Annotated in this window: 15 protein-coding genes; 14 read left to right on the top strand and 1 reads right to left on the bottom strand. The window is 52.0% G+C overall.

Going from position 1 to position 16193, the window contains the following annotated elements; translation table 11 throughout:
* Positions 1-253: 253 nt before the first annotated feature.
* The 5 genes from WKR14_RS01540 to WKR14_RS01520 all read left to right on the top strand — a co-directional run bounded on the left by WKR14_RS01540 (position 254) and on the right by WKR14_RS01520 (position 4975).
* On the top strand, positions 254-613 hold the full coding sequence (locus tag WKR14_RS01540) for a DsrE/DsrF/TusD sulfur relay family protein (protein ID WP_025011924.1): 360 nt from the start codon (positions 254-256) through the stop codon (positions 611-613).
* A gap of 139 nt (positions 614-752) precedes the next feature.
* Entirely contained in the window at positions 753-1139 is a 387-nt protein-coding gene (locus WKR14_RS01535; RefSeq protein WP_101056781.1) for a nitrous oxide-stimulated promoter family protein, read from the top strand.
* 58 nt (positions 1140-1197) lie between these two features.
* Complete coding sequence (locus WKR14_RS01530) at positions 1198-2055, top strand: hypothetical protein (RefSeq protein ID WP_101056782.1); 858 nt, start codon at positions 1198-1200, stop codon at positions 2053-2055.
* A gap of 68 nt (positions 2056-2123) precedes the next feature.
* On the top strand, positions 2124-4184 hold the full coding sequence (locus WKR14_RS01525) for a S9 family peptidase (protein ID WP_339087251.1): 2061 nt from the start codon (positions 2124-2126) through the stop codon (positions 4182-4184).
* A gap of 212 nt (positions 4185-4396) precedes the next feature.
* The gene (locus tag WKR14_RS01520; RefSeq protein WP_101056784.1) at positions 4397-4975 is read left to right on the top strand and encodes a YSC84-related protein; all 579 of its coding nucleotides are present in this window, start codon (positions 4397-4399) and stop codon (positions 4973-4975) included.
* A 49-nt stretch (positions 4976-5024) separates the two neighbouring features.
* Here the strand turns inward: WKR14_RS01520 and WKR14_RS01515 are convergent, their stop codons facing one another.
* Positions 5025-5594, bottom strand: a complete 570-nt coding sequence (locus WKR14_RS01515; RefSeq protein ID WP_224867648.1) for a hypothetical protein — start codon at positions 5592-5594, stop codon at positions 5025-5027.
* Positions 5595-5929: 335 nt separating this feature from the next.
* Between WKR14_RS01515 and WKR14_RS01510 the strand changes: the two genes are divergently transcribed.
* The 9 genes from WKR14_RS01510 (at position 5930) to WKR14_RS01470 (ending at position 16165) form a co-directional block, all read left to right on the top strand.
* Positions 5930-6892: a LysR family transcriptional regulator gene (locus WKR14_RS01510; protein ID WP_101056785.1), complete on the top strand. Its 963-nt coding sequence runs from the start codon at positions 5930-5932 to the stop codon at positions 6890-6892.
* Between the two features lie 33 nt (positions 6893-6925).
* Positions 6926-7093 carry a hypothetical protein gene (locus WKR14_RS01505; protein ID WP_162835837.1) on the top strand — a complete coding sequence of 56 codons (168 nt, stop codon included), beginning with the start codon at positions 6926-6928 and terminating at the stop codon, positions 7091-7093.
* A 9-nt stretch (positions 7094-7102) separates the two neighbouring features.
* Positions 7103-8545, top strand: coding sequence for a disulfide bond formation protein B (locus WKR14_RS01500; protein ID WP_101056786.1), 1443 nt, complete (start codon positions 7103-7105; stop codon positions 8543-8545).
* Between the two features lie 118 nt (positions 8546-8663).
* Positions 8664-10865 carry a molybdopterin-dependent oxidoreductase gene (locus WKR14_RS01495; RefSeq protein WP_101056787.1) on the top strand — a complete coding sequence of 734 codons (2202 nt, stop codon included), beginning with the start codon at positions 8664-8666 and terminating at the stop codon, positions 10863-10865.
* A gap of 11 nt (positions 10866-10876) precedes the next feature.
* Positions 10877-11425 (top strand): 4Fe-4S dicluster domain-containing protein, encoded by a 549-nt coding sequence (locus WKR14_RS01490; RefSeq protein WP_039035838.1) that lies wholly within the window; start codon positions 10877-10879, stop codon positions 11423-11425.
* Complete coding sequence (locus WKR14_RS01485; RefSeq protein ID WP_101056788.1) at positions 11422-12045, top strand: TorD/DmsD family molecular chaperone; 624 nt, start codon at positions 11422-11424, stop codon at positions 12043-12045. Before WKR14_RS01490 ends, WKR14_RS01485 begins: the two co-directional genes overlap by 4 nt.
* An 18-nt stretch (positions 12046-12063) precedes the next feature.
* Entirely contained in the window at positions 12064-13029 is a 966-nt protein-coding gene (locus WKR14_RS01480; protein ID WP_339087249.1) for a formate dehydrogenase subunit gamma, read from the top strand.
* Positions 13030-13132: 103 nt separating this feature from the next.
* Positions 13133-14191 carry a porin gene (locus WKR14_RS01475; RefSeq protein WP_101056790.1) on the top strand — a complete coding sequence of 353 codons (1059 nt, stop codon included), beginning with the start codon at positions 13133-13135 and terminating at the stop codon, positions 14189-14191.
* 75 nt (positions 14192-14266) lie between these two features.
* On the top strand, positions 14267-16165 hold the full coding sequence (locus WKR14_RS01470) for a methyl-accepting chemotaxis protein (RefSeq protein ID WP_339087248.1): 1899 nt from the start codon (positions 14267-14269) through the stop codon (positions 16163-16165).
* The last annotated feature ends 28 nt before the right edge of the window (positions 16166-16193 follow it).

Raw genomic sequence — 16193 nt, 5'->3', positions numbered from 1 at the left:
GAGTGCCGGGCCGACTGACAGCCCTGTTTTGTGGTAATGGCAATCTGCCAAAGCCACCCTTCTCTGCACAGAGTTTAACCGATATTAATAGAGTATCGTCTTAGTATAAATCAAGTATTTATGCTTTTTCTTCCCGGTTTGAGACGCATTTTGCGAGTGAAACTCGGTCTGTGAAGCTCAATCTGCCATTAACAACGCCAAAACTGATACACTCTATGAGTTTTGATCCCAAGAATGGCAAACAAGGATTCAGATGCAAAAGTTACTGATAGTGGCGCATGCCAGCCCTTATGGCACAGAAAAGTTATTCAACACTTTGCGTATTGCCCTGGCGTTGAAAGACCAGGAGCAAACCGAAGTGGAACTCAAGTTATTCCTGATGTCAGACGCTGTCTTTGGAGCAGTAAAAGGCCAGAATACGCCGGATCTCAGCTACAACCTGCAGCAGATGTTCGAAATTCTTACCGCCCAAGGCGTCCCTCTACTGCTGTGCAAGACCTGTGTTGAGGCCCGCGGCGTAGTGGCCGACATGTTGCTGGATGGCGCTGCCATTGGCACGCTCGGCGATTTGAGCCGCTGGACCCTGGAAGCCGATAAAGTTATCCACATCTAGAGTAAACCTGCACTTTAACCTTGAGTGCGCATAAAGCTTCATTTTGTGCGCACCTTCATAATTCCTGCCACTGACTTTGAACCAGCCCCCTTCTCAGGACTAAGATAACCATAGTTGAGTCATTTACTAAGGTAAGGCTATGGAACTGCTGCAAGGAAAACTACTGACCGAATTCCGCACTGTTTCTGCCATGGTGTGGATCTACTGCCGTGACCATCATCCCAGAAGCGACGATGGCAGCCTCTGTCCCGACTGTCAGGCCTTGATGGAATATGCCCATACCCGTCTCGACCGCTGCCCCTACGGTGAAAGCAAGCCCACCTGCAATAAATGTCCGGTACACTGCTACAAACCTGAACCCAAAGAGCAGATGCGTCAGGTAATGCGTTATGCCGGCCCAAGAATGCTGTTGAGCCATCCCATACTGGCTCTGCGCCACCTCTGGTGCGAACGCAAAGCCGCGCCGGGCAAGCCACCGAAAGACGCCTCAAACCGCCATAAACGCATGCAGAACAGCAGAAACTAACTATTTTTTTGTTGCGCCCCTCAAGTGGCTGAGATAAGAATGTCGTTAAGGGGGTCAGATGACTGCATTCAGCGACATTTTTACCCAAGCTTACTGGTGGCTATCGCTACTTGGAGGCCTGCATTGCCTGGTGTTATCCATCTACGCACGTTTTGTCTATCAGGACAGCCATAACCAACGTCTGCTACTCGCCGGTATCTTTGCCTTGATGGCGCTCTATTTCTTTACCGGCCTGTTCAACCACGATAATACTCCGGCGCCTATCCATCTACTGTTTCTGTTATTGCTGCCGTTGTACTTCCTGTTAATGCCGGCTCTGTACCAATACCTGAAGCAGCAACTCAGGCCGACTATAGATGCAAAGTTGCCGCTCAAGCATCTGTTGCCATCCATACTTGCCATGTGTCTGGTAATGTTGTTGTGGCTATTCAATCCCAGCCTGGTCACAGGTGTGGCCTTACTGGGGTACCACCCCAGCCTGAGTTGGGGTTCATTGCTATTACCGCTGTTGCTGTTACTGCAAACCACCCTGTATCTGGTATTGGTGTTACAGTTGATGCAGCACTACTACCATACGCTGGATCAACAGGAAAATCGGCTGCGACAACTACGCAACAACGGGCTGCTGGTGCTGACTCTGGCGCTGATTCTGAACTGGCTGGTTCGTAATATTGCCGTACTCTTGACTCTGTTTCTCGGCGATCAATTTTCGGTTGTGGCGCAGGCAATCCCGAGGCTGGCGCTGCTGCTGACCCTCTATCTGCTGGCCATCTACGGCCTCAATCAGCTCACCCGTGCCGCCTATCTGCGTGGACGCGAATCCCGTCCCCAGGGCACCTCTGTACCCAAACAGCCGCTCGATAAAGAGGAGCTGGATTTTCTCAATGAGATACTGCGCGAAAAAAAAGATAAGTAACATCGCCCAGGTTGTGGCCTTTACGTTAATCTAATGCGGCTTTTAATAACAAAAACAAAGGAACAGAGATGGGATTGCCTAACAGCTACAGCCTGCTGGCCCTATGCTTTATCGGTATGGGAACCCAGGCCTTGGCCGCAGAGCGGCAACATAAAATAACCAACCAGGACTTTTTCGAGATAGCCAACATGGGCCAGGTCGCTCTCAGCCCGGACGCCAAAATGGCTGCCTGGTTGGAGTCACGCTGGGACAAAAATCTGGATAAGGCTCAGAAAGACATCTGGCTGGTCGACAGCAAGAGCCGCCAAAGCAAACGCCTGACCTTCAGCAACGAGAGTGAAAGCGCTATCAGTTGGAGTCCCGATGGCCAATATATCTACTTCCTCAGCAGTCGCGGCGATGCCAAGCAGCCGGCCCCATTCAACGCCAAGCCACAGATTTATCGCCTTGCGATTCAGGGCGGCGAAGCCGTTCCCGTTACCCAGGAGGCCGGTGGCGTCAAGAGTTACCAACTGAGTGACGATGGCAGTCAGCTCTATTTCCTGACCCATAAAACCCTGACAGATAAAGATCCCTGGGCCGATATGCGCGCCACTCACCAAGGCCCTGAGTATGCTCATGGCAGCCGCGATACCAACCCCCTTTACCGCCTGGATCTGCAGCATTTTCGCAAACAGTTGCTGCTGGATGATGACAAGGTGGTTTGGGAATTCAGCGTCAGCCAAGATGGCAATAAACTGGCACGGATCACCACAGAAGACAATGAGTTGGTCAATCTGGAAGGTGGGTCCCAGGTAGAAGTCTTCGATATCAAAAACGCCACCAATCAGATTCTGGCCGACCAGCGTTGGCGTGAACAGGCACCCTCTCCCTACGGCTGGTTGCTGGGGCTGAGCTGGGCAGAGGACAACCTCCGCCTCGCCTTCAGAATCGACTTCGACGGCCATCCCGGCAATCTGTTTATCAGTGATACCAGTAAACCCGAACAGGCACCTTTGAGTGTTAAACGCCAGGGCGCTATGACACTCAGTGGCGGCGACATCCAATGGCGTCCGGGTAGCGAAGATATCTGCTATCGCGGTGCCGATCACGCACTGGTGCGCCTCTACTGCACCGAAATCAATGATCTGAAACAAGGCAACACCCGAACCCTGCTACAGAATGATACCGTCATCGGCAGCTACAGTTTCAGTCACAACGGCAAGCAACTGGCGTTCAGCCATAACGGCCTGGATCACTTCTACGATCTGTTTATCGCCAACGCCGAGAAGCGCAAAGCACCGGCCAAACGCCTGACCCACATCAATCCGCAAACCGATTCCTGGCTGCTGCCACAGCTGAGCATAGTCAAGTGGCAAGCCGCCGATGGCACACAAGTTGAAGGCATACTGGAATTACCACCCGGCTATCGCAAAGCCGATGGCCCGCTGCCGCTTGTCGTGCAAATTCACGGCGGCCCCACTGCCGCCACCCCATTTGCACTGCAACACAGCTCCTATGGCCGTGCCACTTTTGCCGCCAACGGCTGGGCCTTGTTGTCGCCCAACTACCGCGGCTCTACCGGCTATGGCGACAAGTTCCTCACTGACCTGGTGGGCCATGAACACGCGATTGAGGTAAACGACATCATGGCCGGCGTGGACAAACTCATTGCCGAAGGCCTGGTCGATGCCGACAAGTTAGCTGTCATGGGCTGGAGCAACGGCGGCTATCTGACCAATGCACTTATCGCCAGCAGCGACAGATTCAAGGCCGCCAGTTCTGGGGCCGGAGTATTCGATCAACGTCTGCAATGGATGCTGGAGGATACGCCCGGACATGTGGTCAACTTTATGCAAGGCTTACCATGGGAAAAACCCGAGGCCTATACCCATGGATCTTCGTTGACACAGGCAGACAAGATAAAGACCCCGACACTTATCCATATTGGAGAGAAAGACGCCAGGGTGCCTTTGGGCCATGCCCAAGGGTTGTACCGCGCCCTCAAACATTACCTGAATGTGCCGGTGGAGCTAATAACCTACCCGGGAGAAGGCCATGGTTTGAGCCACTATAAGCACAGGCAAGCCAAGATGGACTGGGATCAGGCCTGGTTTGAACATTATGTTCTCGGCAAACCCTTATCTTAGTACTTGAACGGAGCCGGGTTAACTGAACTCTGGTTAGCTGAACTCTAGTTAACTGAACTTTGGCTGACATTCACTCCAAAAAGCGCCATTGCCGGCGCTTTTTTAGTCTACCCCTCTGTATTTTTGCTGTCGGACAAGTAAGCTCAAGAGTAGCCAAAGGTATCCAGTCCCCATTGACCGGGAGCCCAAGACTCTCAATTTGGAGGTTCATTATGAAAACTATTTCAAATACCCTATTTACCCTCGTTGCTCTGGTAGGCAGCCTGCTACTGGCCCCGACAGCCAGCGCCAATGACAGCTACAGCAGCGCCATAGCCACCTTCAAACAAGCCAGCGAAACCCATAAATTCTTCGATTCAGCCTATGGTTATGCAATTTTCCCTACCATAGGGAAAGGGGGACTTGGTATAGGAGCTGCCTATGGTAAGGGGCGCGTCTATCGCGGTGGTGCCTATACAGGTGACTCGAGCATGACTCAGGTTTCCATTGGCTTCCAAATCGGCGGTCAAGCCTACAGTGAGATTATTTTCTTCAAGGATGCACAGGCCTACCGTGACTTTACCAGTGGCAGCTTTGAGTTCGGCGCCCAGGCTTCCGCCGTGGCCATCAATGCCGGTGCCAATGCTCAGGCCGGTACCACAGGTAACTCGGCCGGTGCCGGTCAGGCTGGCGGCAGTCAGGCTGCCAAGGCTGCCTATATCAACGGCATGGCGGTATTTACCGCAGCCAAAGGTGGCCTCATGGTAGAAGCCGCGCTGGCCGGGCAGTCATTTACCTTCGAAGCACAATAAGTCCATGGACGAGGCGTCCCCGGGCCGCCTCGTCCATTAGCCCGTTTTATTAATGTCCCCATGGTGCCGGTGGCGGCGTCACTTCATTACTCAAATTGAATTGCAACAGAAAGTCTCGATTTTCCCGGGTCAGGCGATAGCTGAAGTTTTGCTGATCCAACCCCAAGTGCCAAACATTGGTGACCGACTGGGCCAAACCATGCTGTTTAAAGTTGGCAATGGAAAATTCATCGACCGGAAAAGACTGCCAGAACTCGGTTCCCGGACTGCGACTGTCACCACCATATTGAGTCACAGCATCTTCGCTACCATCCTGATGACGATGATCATGCTTGAGCCGGAGGCCATCGGCCGTTTTACTGATCACCCAAGTACGGGATCTGTCCTCACCCACATGCAGCGGAATATGGATCTCAGTTTCTGAGCATTGACGAACATGCATCACCAGCGGCTTGCCAGTGAAACCATCACCGGCACTGCCCCCCTTAATCAACTCACCACTATAGGCCTTGCCGCACAAACCAGATAAATGGTCAAAAAACTGCTCGGCAGCGGTCAATTCCTGCCCCTGTACCGACGTTGTCAACAACAAAGCTGCCATCATTCCCAATCGTTTCATTATTCTTGTTCCTTCTTGACTAAATGAACAACTATAACGACGCAATTTGAAACCAAACTGAATCCCTACAACAAATCACCATAGTAAGCAAGTCACCAAGTCACAACGAATCAATTCCGAATATCTTTCACTATTTTACTTGAGTAAATTCACACCCTGAGAATAAAAACAGGCTATCGTTAATTTCACCTGCGGAAATAAGGTTTTTTCGCCTGACTAAATTTAGGAAGCAATTCATGTTTCAAATAATTAACTATTTCTCAATGTGATCTTAATCTTGGCAATAGCCTAACAATGAATTCATAGTAATGTCTCTGCAGAGCGGGGACAGTTGAATGAAAATTGACAGCCTTAATTACAACCAGTTAAAAGTTTTACTAGCTGTATATAAACATGGTCAAGGAAGCTTGGCAGCGGCTGAATTGGGCATATCCAGTTGTGCCGTCACTCGTACACTAAATGCACTACGTGATGTATTTATGGACTCTTTATTTGTCCGTAAATCAAACGGATTAATTCCTACACAAAAGACCGAAGAGTTAATCCCACATGCCAAATTATTAGTAGAGCAATATCAGCTGCTTGAAAGACAACACTCTGTATTTTCTCCCAGTCAATCCGGCGGTCATTTTGTTATCAGGGCCTATGATGAGTTTGTCTATGCTGTTCATAAAGTCATAAATAATTATATTCTTCCAGAAGCACCCAACTTACGGTTCGATATTCGTACACTCAGCCATGACTGCAGCAATGAGCTCATTGGTGGCGGCGTCGATTTCGTGGTGGTTTACGAAGGCTTCGATGACACCAGACTCAACTATGAAATCTTCTCTGAAACAGGTGACATCTACATCTTGGCCAGAAAAGACCACCCTGTGCTGGCTGAATCCATGTCATTGGAGCAGTTGTCCCACTATCCACTACTGGAAATCGACAACTACAACGATCTGACTTGTCCATTATTAGTAAATCTATGCCGGGATAACGGCCTACAAATGGATGTTGCCGGTTACACAGACAGTGTCGCCACCGCGATGCAAATCCTTGCCGAGTCAGACTATATCACTCTCAGTTGCAACCAATTTACCCGCAAATTTGTCGATATGTTACCTGCAGTCAGTTATCGAAGATTATCTGACAACATGATTGAAAATATAAAAGAAATTCGTAGCGAACATCGCACGGTAGGCAATTACATCCTTTATGGAAACATTAATAATTCCCCGGCTTTCAACTGGGTGAAATCAAAACTCGTTTATGGATTGGAACGAGAATGGCGTTTGGCTGCGGCCACATAAGAGATAAATCACAAGTGAAACAAGAGGTATCCAATGGAGTTCACATTATTTTGTATTACGGCCTATGCCGCTTATCTGGTTTATAAGAAACCAGAAAAAGAAAAACTGGCAGACAAACTTCTTTTCGGTTGTATCGGAATGAGTTTCTTTATTTGGATCATGATGTCCTGGGGCGTTTTACTTCCTGTCGGCAACTACTAAAGAGTCGTTATGAAAGAGCATATATTCAACAAGTTGGCATCCTTAGCTGCTATTGTCATCATGGCCTTACCTGTGGGTATTGCCTGTTTCTTTTTCGGATTTATCCTACTGGATAACCCTTGTGCATTTTGCTGGCAAGAACGTACAGCAATGATCTTGGTGGCGCTGACCGCTCTTTATATTGTGCGTTTTGGCCTCAAGCCCAAATATATTGCTGCACTGGTCTGGCTGGGTATCTATGGCGCCTTTATGGCATCAGTGCATACCTCCTTCAACCTGGCCAGCGATATCGGCCAAGGCTTCTCGCTGAAGATCATGGGCGCCCACACTTACACATGGGCACTGCTGGTCTTTATTGTGGTCCTTGTAGTTGTTGCTTTGCTGATGCTGACCCTGGGCAATAAATTCCCCAGTAATGCTTATGGTAACAAGCCGCTGAATTCACTACCCAAACTGGCATGCGGTATCTTCATGGTGGTTATTGCCGGCAACATAGTGCAAGCCTTTACCCAAACCGGCCCACTCCCCTTCGTCGGTCAGGATAGCCCAGGCCGCGTGTCCTTCAATCCCAAGTTCATGAGCTGGGAACTGGATCACTGGCCTACCTATGCTCCCAATGCCCGTGGTGCTTACGCCATCAGCAACCCGGACATGGATACCTGGAACAAGACGCCAGCATTGTTTGCCTCGGCTCCTGAAGCCAGATTACTGAGCCAGACAGCACTGCCTGAAGCGATTTCCGGCCGGGTAACCGCCATCGACTATCAGCCTGAGAGCCAGATCTATGCGCTGACCACTTCAGACAACTGGGTCTACATCCTGGATAACCAATTCAAACTGCTCACTCAGGCACAAATCGACGGCATGTATATGCTGCACATTGAAACCTTAAGCGGCGTTAGCTTTACCTCAGCCAACAGCCTGCTGGTAATGGGTTTCAACAAGGCCTGGGCCGAACTGGTTCTGGATCCTGCACAAAACTGGGAAATGAACTATCGCCGCTTCAACCAGAGCAGCGACGGCATTGGTGAAACTGCCCGTGGTCAGTTCAGCACTATCAGAGCCAAGACCAGCTATAGCCTGGCGCTGGGTTACAGCAAGGCGCTGGATCAATATGTGACTGTCACTACCCGCGATGAACTGAATGAAAACCTGGTGGTATCCCGTTTCGACAAAGGTGACATGACACTGTCTGCCGAAGCCAATTTCAAAGGACTGGAAGGCAAGGCTCTGCCACAACTGACAGGTATCAGCGTCGATGATGAGCAAGCCTGGCTGCTCAACACTGATGCCAGTGAAGTGCTGCAACTTAACCTGCTCACAGGCGAAGTCTACTCAGGCGTGAAACTGCCTGGTACTGACAACCCACAAGGCTTACTGGTTCGCGACGGTCAACTGCTGACTGTTAGCCAAATCAACGGCCGTAACCAACTGCAAACCTTTGTAATGTAACGCACCTTAGCTCCGGGGGAGTTTTCCCCCGGGGTAACGCCGGGAAACCGGCACAATAAAGGCCCTTGGGCCAACAATCATAACGGACTCAAGGTCCAAATTATGGTGAGTGATGACTATGAAAATCAATAGACGCACATTTCTACAGGGAGCCGGAGCCACAGCCGTGCTTTCGTCCCTGTCAGGGTTGACTCCCGGCGTAGCCAACGCCAAAGAGGCGGGAGCCAATTCAGGATTATTAGCCAAGCGCAATGGTAAAGTCGTGTACCATAGCTGTCTGCGTAACTGTGCTGCCCGCTGTCTGCTCAAGTTCCGAGTTCAGGATGGCCGAATGACTTACGTCACCGGCGCCGAGGAACAGGCCAAGACCGGCAAGGCCCCCTGCCTTAAGGGGCAAAGCTACGTGCAATACACCTATGCCCCCGACCGTATCCTGCACCCCATGGAGCGGGTCGGCAAGAAGGGTGAAGGCAAATGGCGCCGGATCACCTGGGACGAAGCCTACAGCAAGATTGCCAGCCGCTTTAAGCAGATCATCGATGAACATGGTTCTGAAGCAATTCTGCCCTACAGCTACTCAGGCAACTATGGTGCCATCGGCATGTCGGCCTCCGGCGAACGTTTCTGGAACCGTATCGGCTCCTCCATTTTGGAACGTAAAGTATGTACCTACGCCGCCTATGATGGTCTCAAGTCGCTCTACGGCACTTTCCTTGGCCCGGATCCTGAAGATGTAGTACTCAGTGACGTCTATTTGAACTGGGGACACGATGAAGTGGTCTCCAACACCATAGCTATTAAACTTATCAACGAAGCCAGGGATCGCGGTACCAAAATACTGGCGGTTAACCCACAGCGCACACCGCTATGTTCCCAGGCCGATATCTACCTGCAGCCTCGCCCCAGCACAGACGTACAACTGTGTGCCGGTATCATGAAGTATCTGGTAGAAAAAGATCTCGTTAATCATAAATTTATTGCCGAGCAGACCATAGGCTACGACGAGTTGCTCAAGCGCCTCGATGAAATCAGCTACGATGAAGTCGAAGCGATTACCGGAGTGCCCAGAGCCAAGATGTTCGAGTTCGCCCAGGTGCTGGGTGAAAACGAAAAGACCATGCTGCGTATGGGTTACGGTTTCCAACGTAACTTCAACGGTGGCCGTATGGCCCGCGCGGTTGCCATGCTGCTCGCGGTCACTGGCAACTTCGGTAAACGCGGTAACGGCCTTATCTATGACAACGTTCATGCGGGCGGTGGTTTGAACCAATATCAAGCCAGCGGCAAATATATGCGTCCGAATCCGGATGCCCAGCGGATCAATATGACTGAGCTGGCCAAGGCGTTGCACCCAACTAATCCCACCAGCCACGATAAGCCCAGTAAGCCTATCCACGGGATGATCATCTATAACGGTAACCCTGTGGTTGTCGCGCCAGATACCAATGCGGTCATCGAGGGAATGAAGCGCGAAGATCTGTTTGTTGTCGGTCACGACATGGTGATGACTGACTCACTGCAGTATTGCGACATCATAGTCCCGGCCGCCAGCCAGTTTGAAACCGATGATATTGTCGGTGACTACCATGGCTACTATGTACAGGTATGCCAGAAGGTGATTGAACCTCTGGGTGAATGTAAGTGTAACTGGACCTTCTTCCGCGAATTGGGTCAGGCTATGGGCTTTGAAGATCCTGCCTTCCAGGCCAGCAACGATGACATCATTCACGAGCTGCTGGATACAGATTCACCTTACTATAAAGGGGTGACTTATGACCGCTTGATGAAAGAGAAGTATATCAAGCTGGACATTCCTCAACCTGTATTAGCCGACGGTAAATATGAAACCCCAAGCGGCAAGATTGAGTTCAGTTCACAATTGATGGCCGATGCCGGTTTCCACCCAGTACTGGATTGGGGCCTGCCAGAGGATGAGATGGAGCCCAAAGAGCGCGAGTTGCCATTCCGCTTGCTATCTTCCGGGGTACCACAGCGGGTTAACAGCTCCTTCTACAACGTGAAATATATCCGCGCCATCCCAGCCTACTACGTCAAAATCAACCCCAAAGATGCCCAGCAATACGGCATTGTCAACAACGACACAGTCAAACTCAGCAACCACAGAGGCGAAGCTAAATTTGTTGCCATGGTCACCACAGGTGTGCCAGAGGGCTCACTGATGACCCCTAAGTGTAACTGGCTCAGACTCAACCCCAACGGCACTGATGGCTGCACCAACTCGTTGACCACAGATAAATTGACCGATATGGGCGGTTGCTCGGCCTACCACTCAACCCGCGTGGCACTGGCCAAAGCCTGAAGGAGATCCTCATGGAAAATAAACATCAACTCGGATTCGTCTTCAGACAGGAAAACTGTGTCGGCTGCCAGGCCTGCACCATAGCCTGCCAGATCCACAACGAACTGCCGGAAGACGTGCGCTTTCGCAAGGTAGACCGTTACGAAGTCAAACGTAACGACGGCATGGTAGACGTGTGGCTCAGTCACTCCTGCATGCATTGCGGTAACCCGGCTTGTCTCATGGTGTGTCCGTCTCAAGCCTATACAGTGCGTGACGATGGCCTGGTGGTACTGGATCGCGAGAAGTGTACCGGTTGCGGCCTGTGTGTCAGCGCCTGTCCTTATGATGCGGTAGTCATGCTGAAAACCGATGGTAAGGCTGCCAAGTGCAACATGTGTATTGAGCTTATCGATCAGGGACTCAAGCCCGCCTGTGTCGACGGTTGTCCGGTCAAGTGTCTGGATACCGACAGAATACAGCAGGTATTGGCCCAGAAACCTTCTGCCAGCAAGCAAGGCGTAGGTTACGGCGACTGCATCACCAAGCCCAATATGGTCATCATCAAGGAGCGACCATGACACACCTCGACCTCGGTCCGGTCGCCAACGGCTATCAGGCCTTGAAGGGGATGCTGTTTACCCCTTCGAGCCCTGAGTCGCTCAAGCGACTTATCGACTGGCTGGAGCTGGAGCAGCGTTATCCAGAGCTGCTTCAGGAAGCCAAACAATGGCAATCAGAGCCACTGGAACTTGAGTGTGATTTCAACCGTATGTGTATCGGCCCCACCAAATTGCTGGTGCCACCCTATGAATCTGTCTACCGCGATGTCGGTCGACAGCTGAATACGGACCGTACCATGAAAGTCGCTGACTTCTATCAACAACTGGGACTGGTGATAGATACCAGCTTCAACGAACCGGCAGACTACATAGGCAATGAGCTGGAATTTCTGTTTTGTGCTGAGGCCCTGCGCCATCAGCAACAAAGCGAAGATCCGGCCGCGGCCGAAGAGCTGGAACAGTTGGCGCAAGTCTTCCTCGAGCAACATATTGGCACTTGGTATCAGACGTTTACTGAAGGGATCTGCCAACATGCACGGCTGGATTTCTGGCGTTGCTATGCCCAGGTGCTGGAAGACTTCCTCACTTCCAGACTGAAGAATTCCGGGGTCGAGACTCCGACTGCAAAGCATCATTAAGATGTTTAAGGATTTGACATGAAAAGTTTGAATGCCTTTATCTCAGGTGCTGTGGCCTTAGTATTCAGCTTACCGCTGCTGGCCGCGGACACTCTGACACCCGAGCCACAACAATGGCAACCGATACAGGAAGTGGCCATTCAGGGCGATATCCCCGAACTCAGAGGCATGCCAGAACATGCCCAGTTCCCGGATGCACTGCCGCCAGTCAATCAAGGGTATCTTGATACTCTGGCGCCGGCCTCCTGGTGGGCCGACCTCCTGAGCTACAGCTTCTTTGGCATGATAGTGCTGCTGGCACTATTCGTGGCCATTAATGGCAAAGCCAAGCTGAGTCAGGGCTTTTCCGGCAAAAAAATCGACCGCTGGAGTGGCATGGATGTGCTGGTGCACTGGGTCGGCGCTATCGCCTGTCTACTGCTGATCATCACAGGCCTTGTCATGGTTGCCGGCCGCTTCTGGCTGGAGCCCAACATGGGCGCCTCCCACTGGACCGGCTTTATCGGCACTTCGGTCGCCCTGCACGACCTAATGGCCTTCCCCTTCATCTTGGGATGGGCGGTCATGGTGGTCAAATGGGCTGGTAAGCAACTGCCGGAAGCCTGTGATATCGGCTGGCTCAAAGTGGTTGGCGGTTACCTGAACTTCGGCTCCTTCAAGGGCAAGCATCCTGATGCCGGTTTTGCCAACGCAGGTGAAAAACTCTGGTTCTGGTGTTTCGCCTTGTTCGGTGCCCTGATGGTCGGCTCGGGTCTGGTGCTCATGTTCCCAAGCCTAGTGGCCACCAAAGACGGTGCCAATCTGGCATTGATCCTCCACCTTGTCAGCGCCTTCGTGCTCGGCGCCTTTACCGTAGTACATATCTATATGGCCACAGTGATCTCTGAAGGCGGTATGGAATGTATGCTCAGCGGCAAGTGCGACGAAAACTGGGCGAAGCAACACCACAACCTCTGGTACAAAAGCCTCTCAAAAGGTAAATAACTCCCACGCCCTCCTCCAGCTCCCGGGGGAGGGCATCCCAAATCTATGATAGCCGCGGCCCTGACGGGTCGGGGATCCTTATACCCAAATGAGGGACAAACAGATGAGAACATCTACCCTGTGTTTACTCGGTTGTACCCTGCCGCTGACAGCAATGGCAGCAGACAATGGCAGCAACAACGATTGGCAAGAGCTCGATCAGCGTCTAAAGCGTCTGGAACAGCAACAAGTCAGCTCCAGTGCCCAAAACACCAGCTTCAGCCTCTATGGTTCACTGCGCCCTACCCTGGTTTACAGCGACAGTGACATCACAGATGAATGGGATGTGGGTGATGCCCTGTCCCGTATCGGCGTCAAGGGTCGCACCGAATTTGCCCCTGGTTGGGCATTGCTGGCTCAAGGTGAATGGAAAATCAATCTCAATGGTGATGGCAGCTTCGGCGATGCCCGGCTGGCATTTGCCGGGGTGGATTCCCCCTATGGTCAGCTCAGCTTCGGCCGCCAACGGCCGGTGCAATACACCCTGGTTGCCGAATATACAGACATATTCAACAACGCCAACAGCCCGTTTGCCTACAACCAGGAAAGCCCCTTCTTCGCCGACAATCTGGCGCTGTATCAGTTCAAACTGCAGCACTTTACCCTGATGGCCTCGGCACGCTTCGATGGTGAGGGCGATAACAGCGGCGCCGATGCAATCAACGCCGGTCTGGGATTTGACTGGCAGGGCTTGCATTTGGGGGTCAGCTATCTGGAACAGGACAATTTCGAAGGTGAGCTGAAAACCGGCAAAGATAAGACCAGCGCCGCCGCTGTGGCCTACAGCTTCGACAACGGCATCTATCTGGCGCTCGCCTACCAGTACAAGGACTATCAATTGACAGGCAGCGAAGACAGGGACGGCAGCACCCTGGACGCCGCACTGGCGATTCCCCTGTCGCAGGACTACAAACTCAAGCTGGGCTACTTCCGTTTCGATGATGGACTGGAGTCCGATATCAGCCTGGATTATCAGGGTTTCAACACCACCCTGGAATGGAATCCTGCCAGCAATGTGCGCTTGCACCTTGAATATCTGCAGCAAGACAACGAACAACGCGCCACCGACAAGAGCATTGCCTTCGGCATTCGCTACGACTTCGATCTGAATTGGAAAGGCTAACCCTAACCAGACGCCCTCCAGAAGAGGCCGACTCCGGCCTCTTCTATTCAGCGCATATCATGGAGTTAGCAACAAATGGGATTTAAGAAATCACTCGTGGCCTCTATGGTCACTTTAGTCGTCCTTAGCCTGTTGATCTCAAACTGGCTCTCCTATATCCAAATCAAAGAGGCCACCATCGCCGGGGTCAACGACAAACTCACAAGCGTTACCCGCAATGAGTCCGCCAAAGTCGCCACCTGGTTTGGCGCCAAAGCCCAGGCAATGGAGCAACTGGCCCGGCACTACCACCAAGGGAGCTATCGGGACAGCTACGCCAGCACGGCGCGCCTCACCACAGATCTCACCGGGGTTGCCCGCATCTACTTCGGCTTCGATGACGGCAGCGCCTATTCCACAGAAACCAGCGATAAGTGGTTTAACGGCAAAGCGATTCCGGGGAAATACGACCCCAGAACACGCCCCTGGTATCAACAAGGGAAGGCCACCAACCAGCTCGATGTCACCGATATCTATACCGATGATGGCACCGGCAACAAGGTGATCTCCATCTTGAAAAACTTGGGCAATGGCGTGGTTCTGGGCGACATAGAACTCACCTATCTTCATAAGGTGGTTAGCGCGATAGATTATCCGGGCGCGGTGGCCCTGATCACGGATCAGACAGGTAAAGTGCTGGCTTCGGAGTCTCCCAAATTGGTTACCGGCAGCCACTTTACCGATTTTGGCCTCCCCCAGGTGGAGCAGAAGCTGCTTGGCAATGATGAGATGATGCAAGAATATAATATCGATGGCATTGATAAGCTCGCCTTCTCGAAAGCAATTCCTTTGGTCAACGGCAAACAGTGGTATCTGTTCATCAGCGTGGATAAGTCGAGCGCCTATGCTGTTGTGGATCAGGCGCTGAGAAACGCTTTCATCTCTTCTGCCATCATGTTGCTATGTGCCATCACCATCTTGCTCGGGGTACTTTCTCTGCTTTATCGCCCTATCTTGTCTCTCAAGGAGATGGTCACCGAGTTGTCGAAAGGCAATGGCGATCTCACCAAACGGCTCGAGATACAGAGCCAAGATGATCTGGGGCAAATTTCCCAGGGGATCAATCAGTTTATCGCTAACCTGCAAGCCATGATGCAGGAAGTCATGCAGGCCTCGACACACATCTCAGGCGGTGTTGAACGGCTCAACACAGAAACCGAGACCAATCGCCAGATATTGTCGGCGCACACCAAAGAAACGGAACAGATTGTCGCGGCGGTGGAAGAGATGAGCGCCACGGCCAACGATGTCGCCCAAAATGGCAGCACAACCGCTTCCTTTACTCAGTTGACCAACAAACAGGCTCTGGCATCCAAACAAGTGGTTGCCGAGGCGACCGAAACTGTCAATCGCCTGGTCAGGGAAGTCGAGGATACTGCAGAGCAGATAGGTCAAATCGACCGGGATACTACCAATATCACTCAAGTGTTGAAGGTCATCGGTGATATCGCGGATCAGACCAACCTACTGGCGCTCAACGCAGCCATTGAGGCGGCGCGAGCCGGTGAGCAGGGACGAGGATTCGCCGTGGTGGCCGATGAAGTCAGAGCTCTGGCGGCGCGCACCCAGGACAGCACCGCAGAAATTGAGGTGACGCTGAACAATCTCAGAGAGGCATCCAATAGTGCGATCCACTCGATGGAGAAAACCAAACAGACCTGCCTGGAAACGGCCAAAACCACAGAGAGAGTCGCCACAGATCTCGATACCATAGGCGGGTCGGTCAATCAGATTAACGACCTCAATACCCAGATAGCCACCGCCGCCGAAGAGCAAAGCTCGGTCTCAGCGGAGATTACCCGTAACATGAGCGCTATCTGCGAAATGGCCAACGAGCTGGCTCGCAGCGGTGAAGCCAGCCGTAACGAAACCGTCAATCTGGCCACCGCCAACCAACAGCTGGAACAGATTGTGGGGCAATTTAAACTCAGTTAAACCAGTAGATCACGGGGGCTTACACCCG

This window comes from Shewanella chilikensis (assembly GCF_037953065.1).
Lineage (GTDB): Bacteria > Pseudomonadota > Gammaproteobacteria > Enterobacterales > Shewanellaceae > Shewanella > Shewanella chilikensis.
This window is presented reverse-complemented; position numbering and strand designations above follow the sequence as displayed.

Bases quoted from the DNA above. Each gene is read 5' to 3' on its own strand.
- WKR14_RS01490 (WP_039035838.1), top strand. From the start codon at position 10,877: ATGGAAAATAAACATCAACTCGGATTCGTCTTCAGACAGGAAAACTGT.
- WKR14_RS01500 (WP_101056786.1), top strand. From the start codon at position 7,103: ATGAAAGAGCATATATTCAACAAGTTGGCATCCTTAGCTGCTATTGTC.
- WKR14_RS01520 (WP_101056784.1), top strand. From the start codon at position 4,397: ATGAAAACTATTTCAAATACCCTATTTACCCTCGTTGCTCTGGTAGGC.
- WKR14_RS01480 (WP_339087249.1), top strand. From the start codon at position 12,064: ATGAAAAGTTTGAATGCCTTTATCTCAGGTGCTGTGGCCTTAGTATTC.
- WKR14_RS01475 (WP_101056790.1), top strand. From the start codon at position 13,133: ATGAGAACATCTACCCTGTGTTTACTCGGTTGTACCCTGCCGCTGACA.
- WKR14_RS01505 (WP_162835837.1), top strand. From the start codon at position 6,926: ATGGAGTTCACATTATTTTGTATTACGGCCTATGCCGCTTATCTGGTT.
- WKR14_RS01515 (WP_224867648.1), bottom strand. From the start codon at position 5,594: ATGAAACGATTGGGAATGATGGCAGCTTTGTTGTTGACAACGTCGGTA.
- WKR14_RS01470 (WP_339087248.1), top strand. From the start codon at position 14,267: ATGGGATTTAAGAAATCACTCGTGGCCTCTATGGTCACTTTAGTCGTC.
- WKR14_RS01535 (WP_101056781.1), top strand. From the start codon at position 753: ATGGAACTGCTGCAAGGAAAACTACTGACCGAATTCCGCACTGTTTCT.
- WKR14_RS01510 (WP_101056785.1), top strand. From the start codon at position 5,930: ATGAAAATTGACAGCCTTAATTACAACCAGTTAAAAGTTTTACTAGCT.
- WKR14_RS01495 (WP_101056787.1), top strand. From the start codon at position 8,664: ATGAAAATCAATAGACGCACATTTCTACAGGGAGCCGGAGCCACAGCC.
- WKR14_RS01530 (WP_101056782.1), top strand. From the start codon at position 1,198: ATGACTGCATTCAGCGACATTTTTACCCAAGCTTACTGGTGGCTATCG.
- WKR14_RS01540 (WP_025011924.1), top strand. From the start codon at position 254: ATGCAAAAGTTACTGATAGTGGCGCATGCCAGCCCTTATGGCACAGAA.
- WKR14_RS01525 (WP_339087251.1), top strand. From the start codon at position 2,124: ATGGGATTGCCTAACAGCTACAGCCTGCTGGCCCTATGCTTTATCGGT.
- WKR14_RS01485 (WP_101056788.1), top strand. From the start codon at position 11,422: ATGACACACCTCGACCTCGGTCCGGTCGCCAACGGCTATCAGGCCTTG.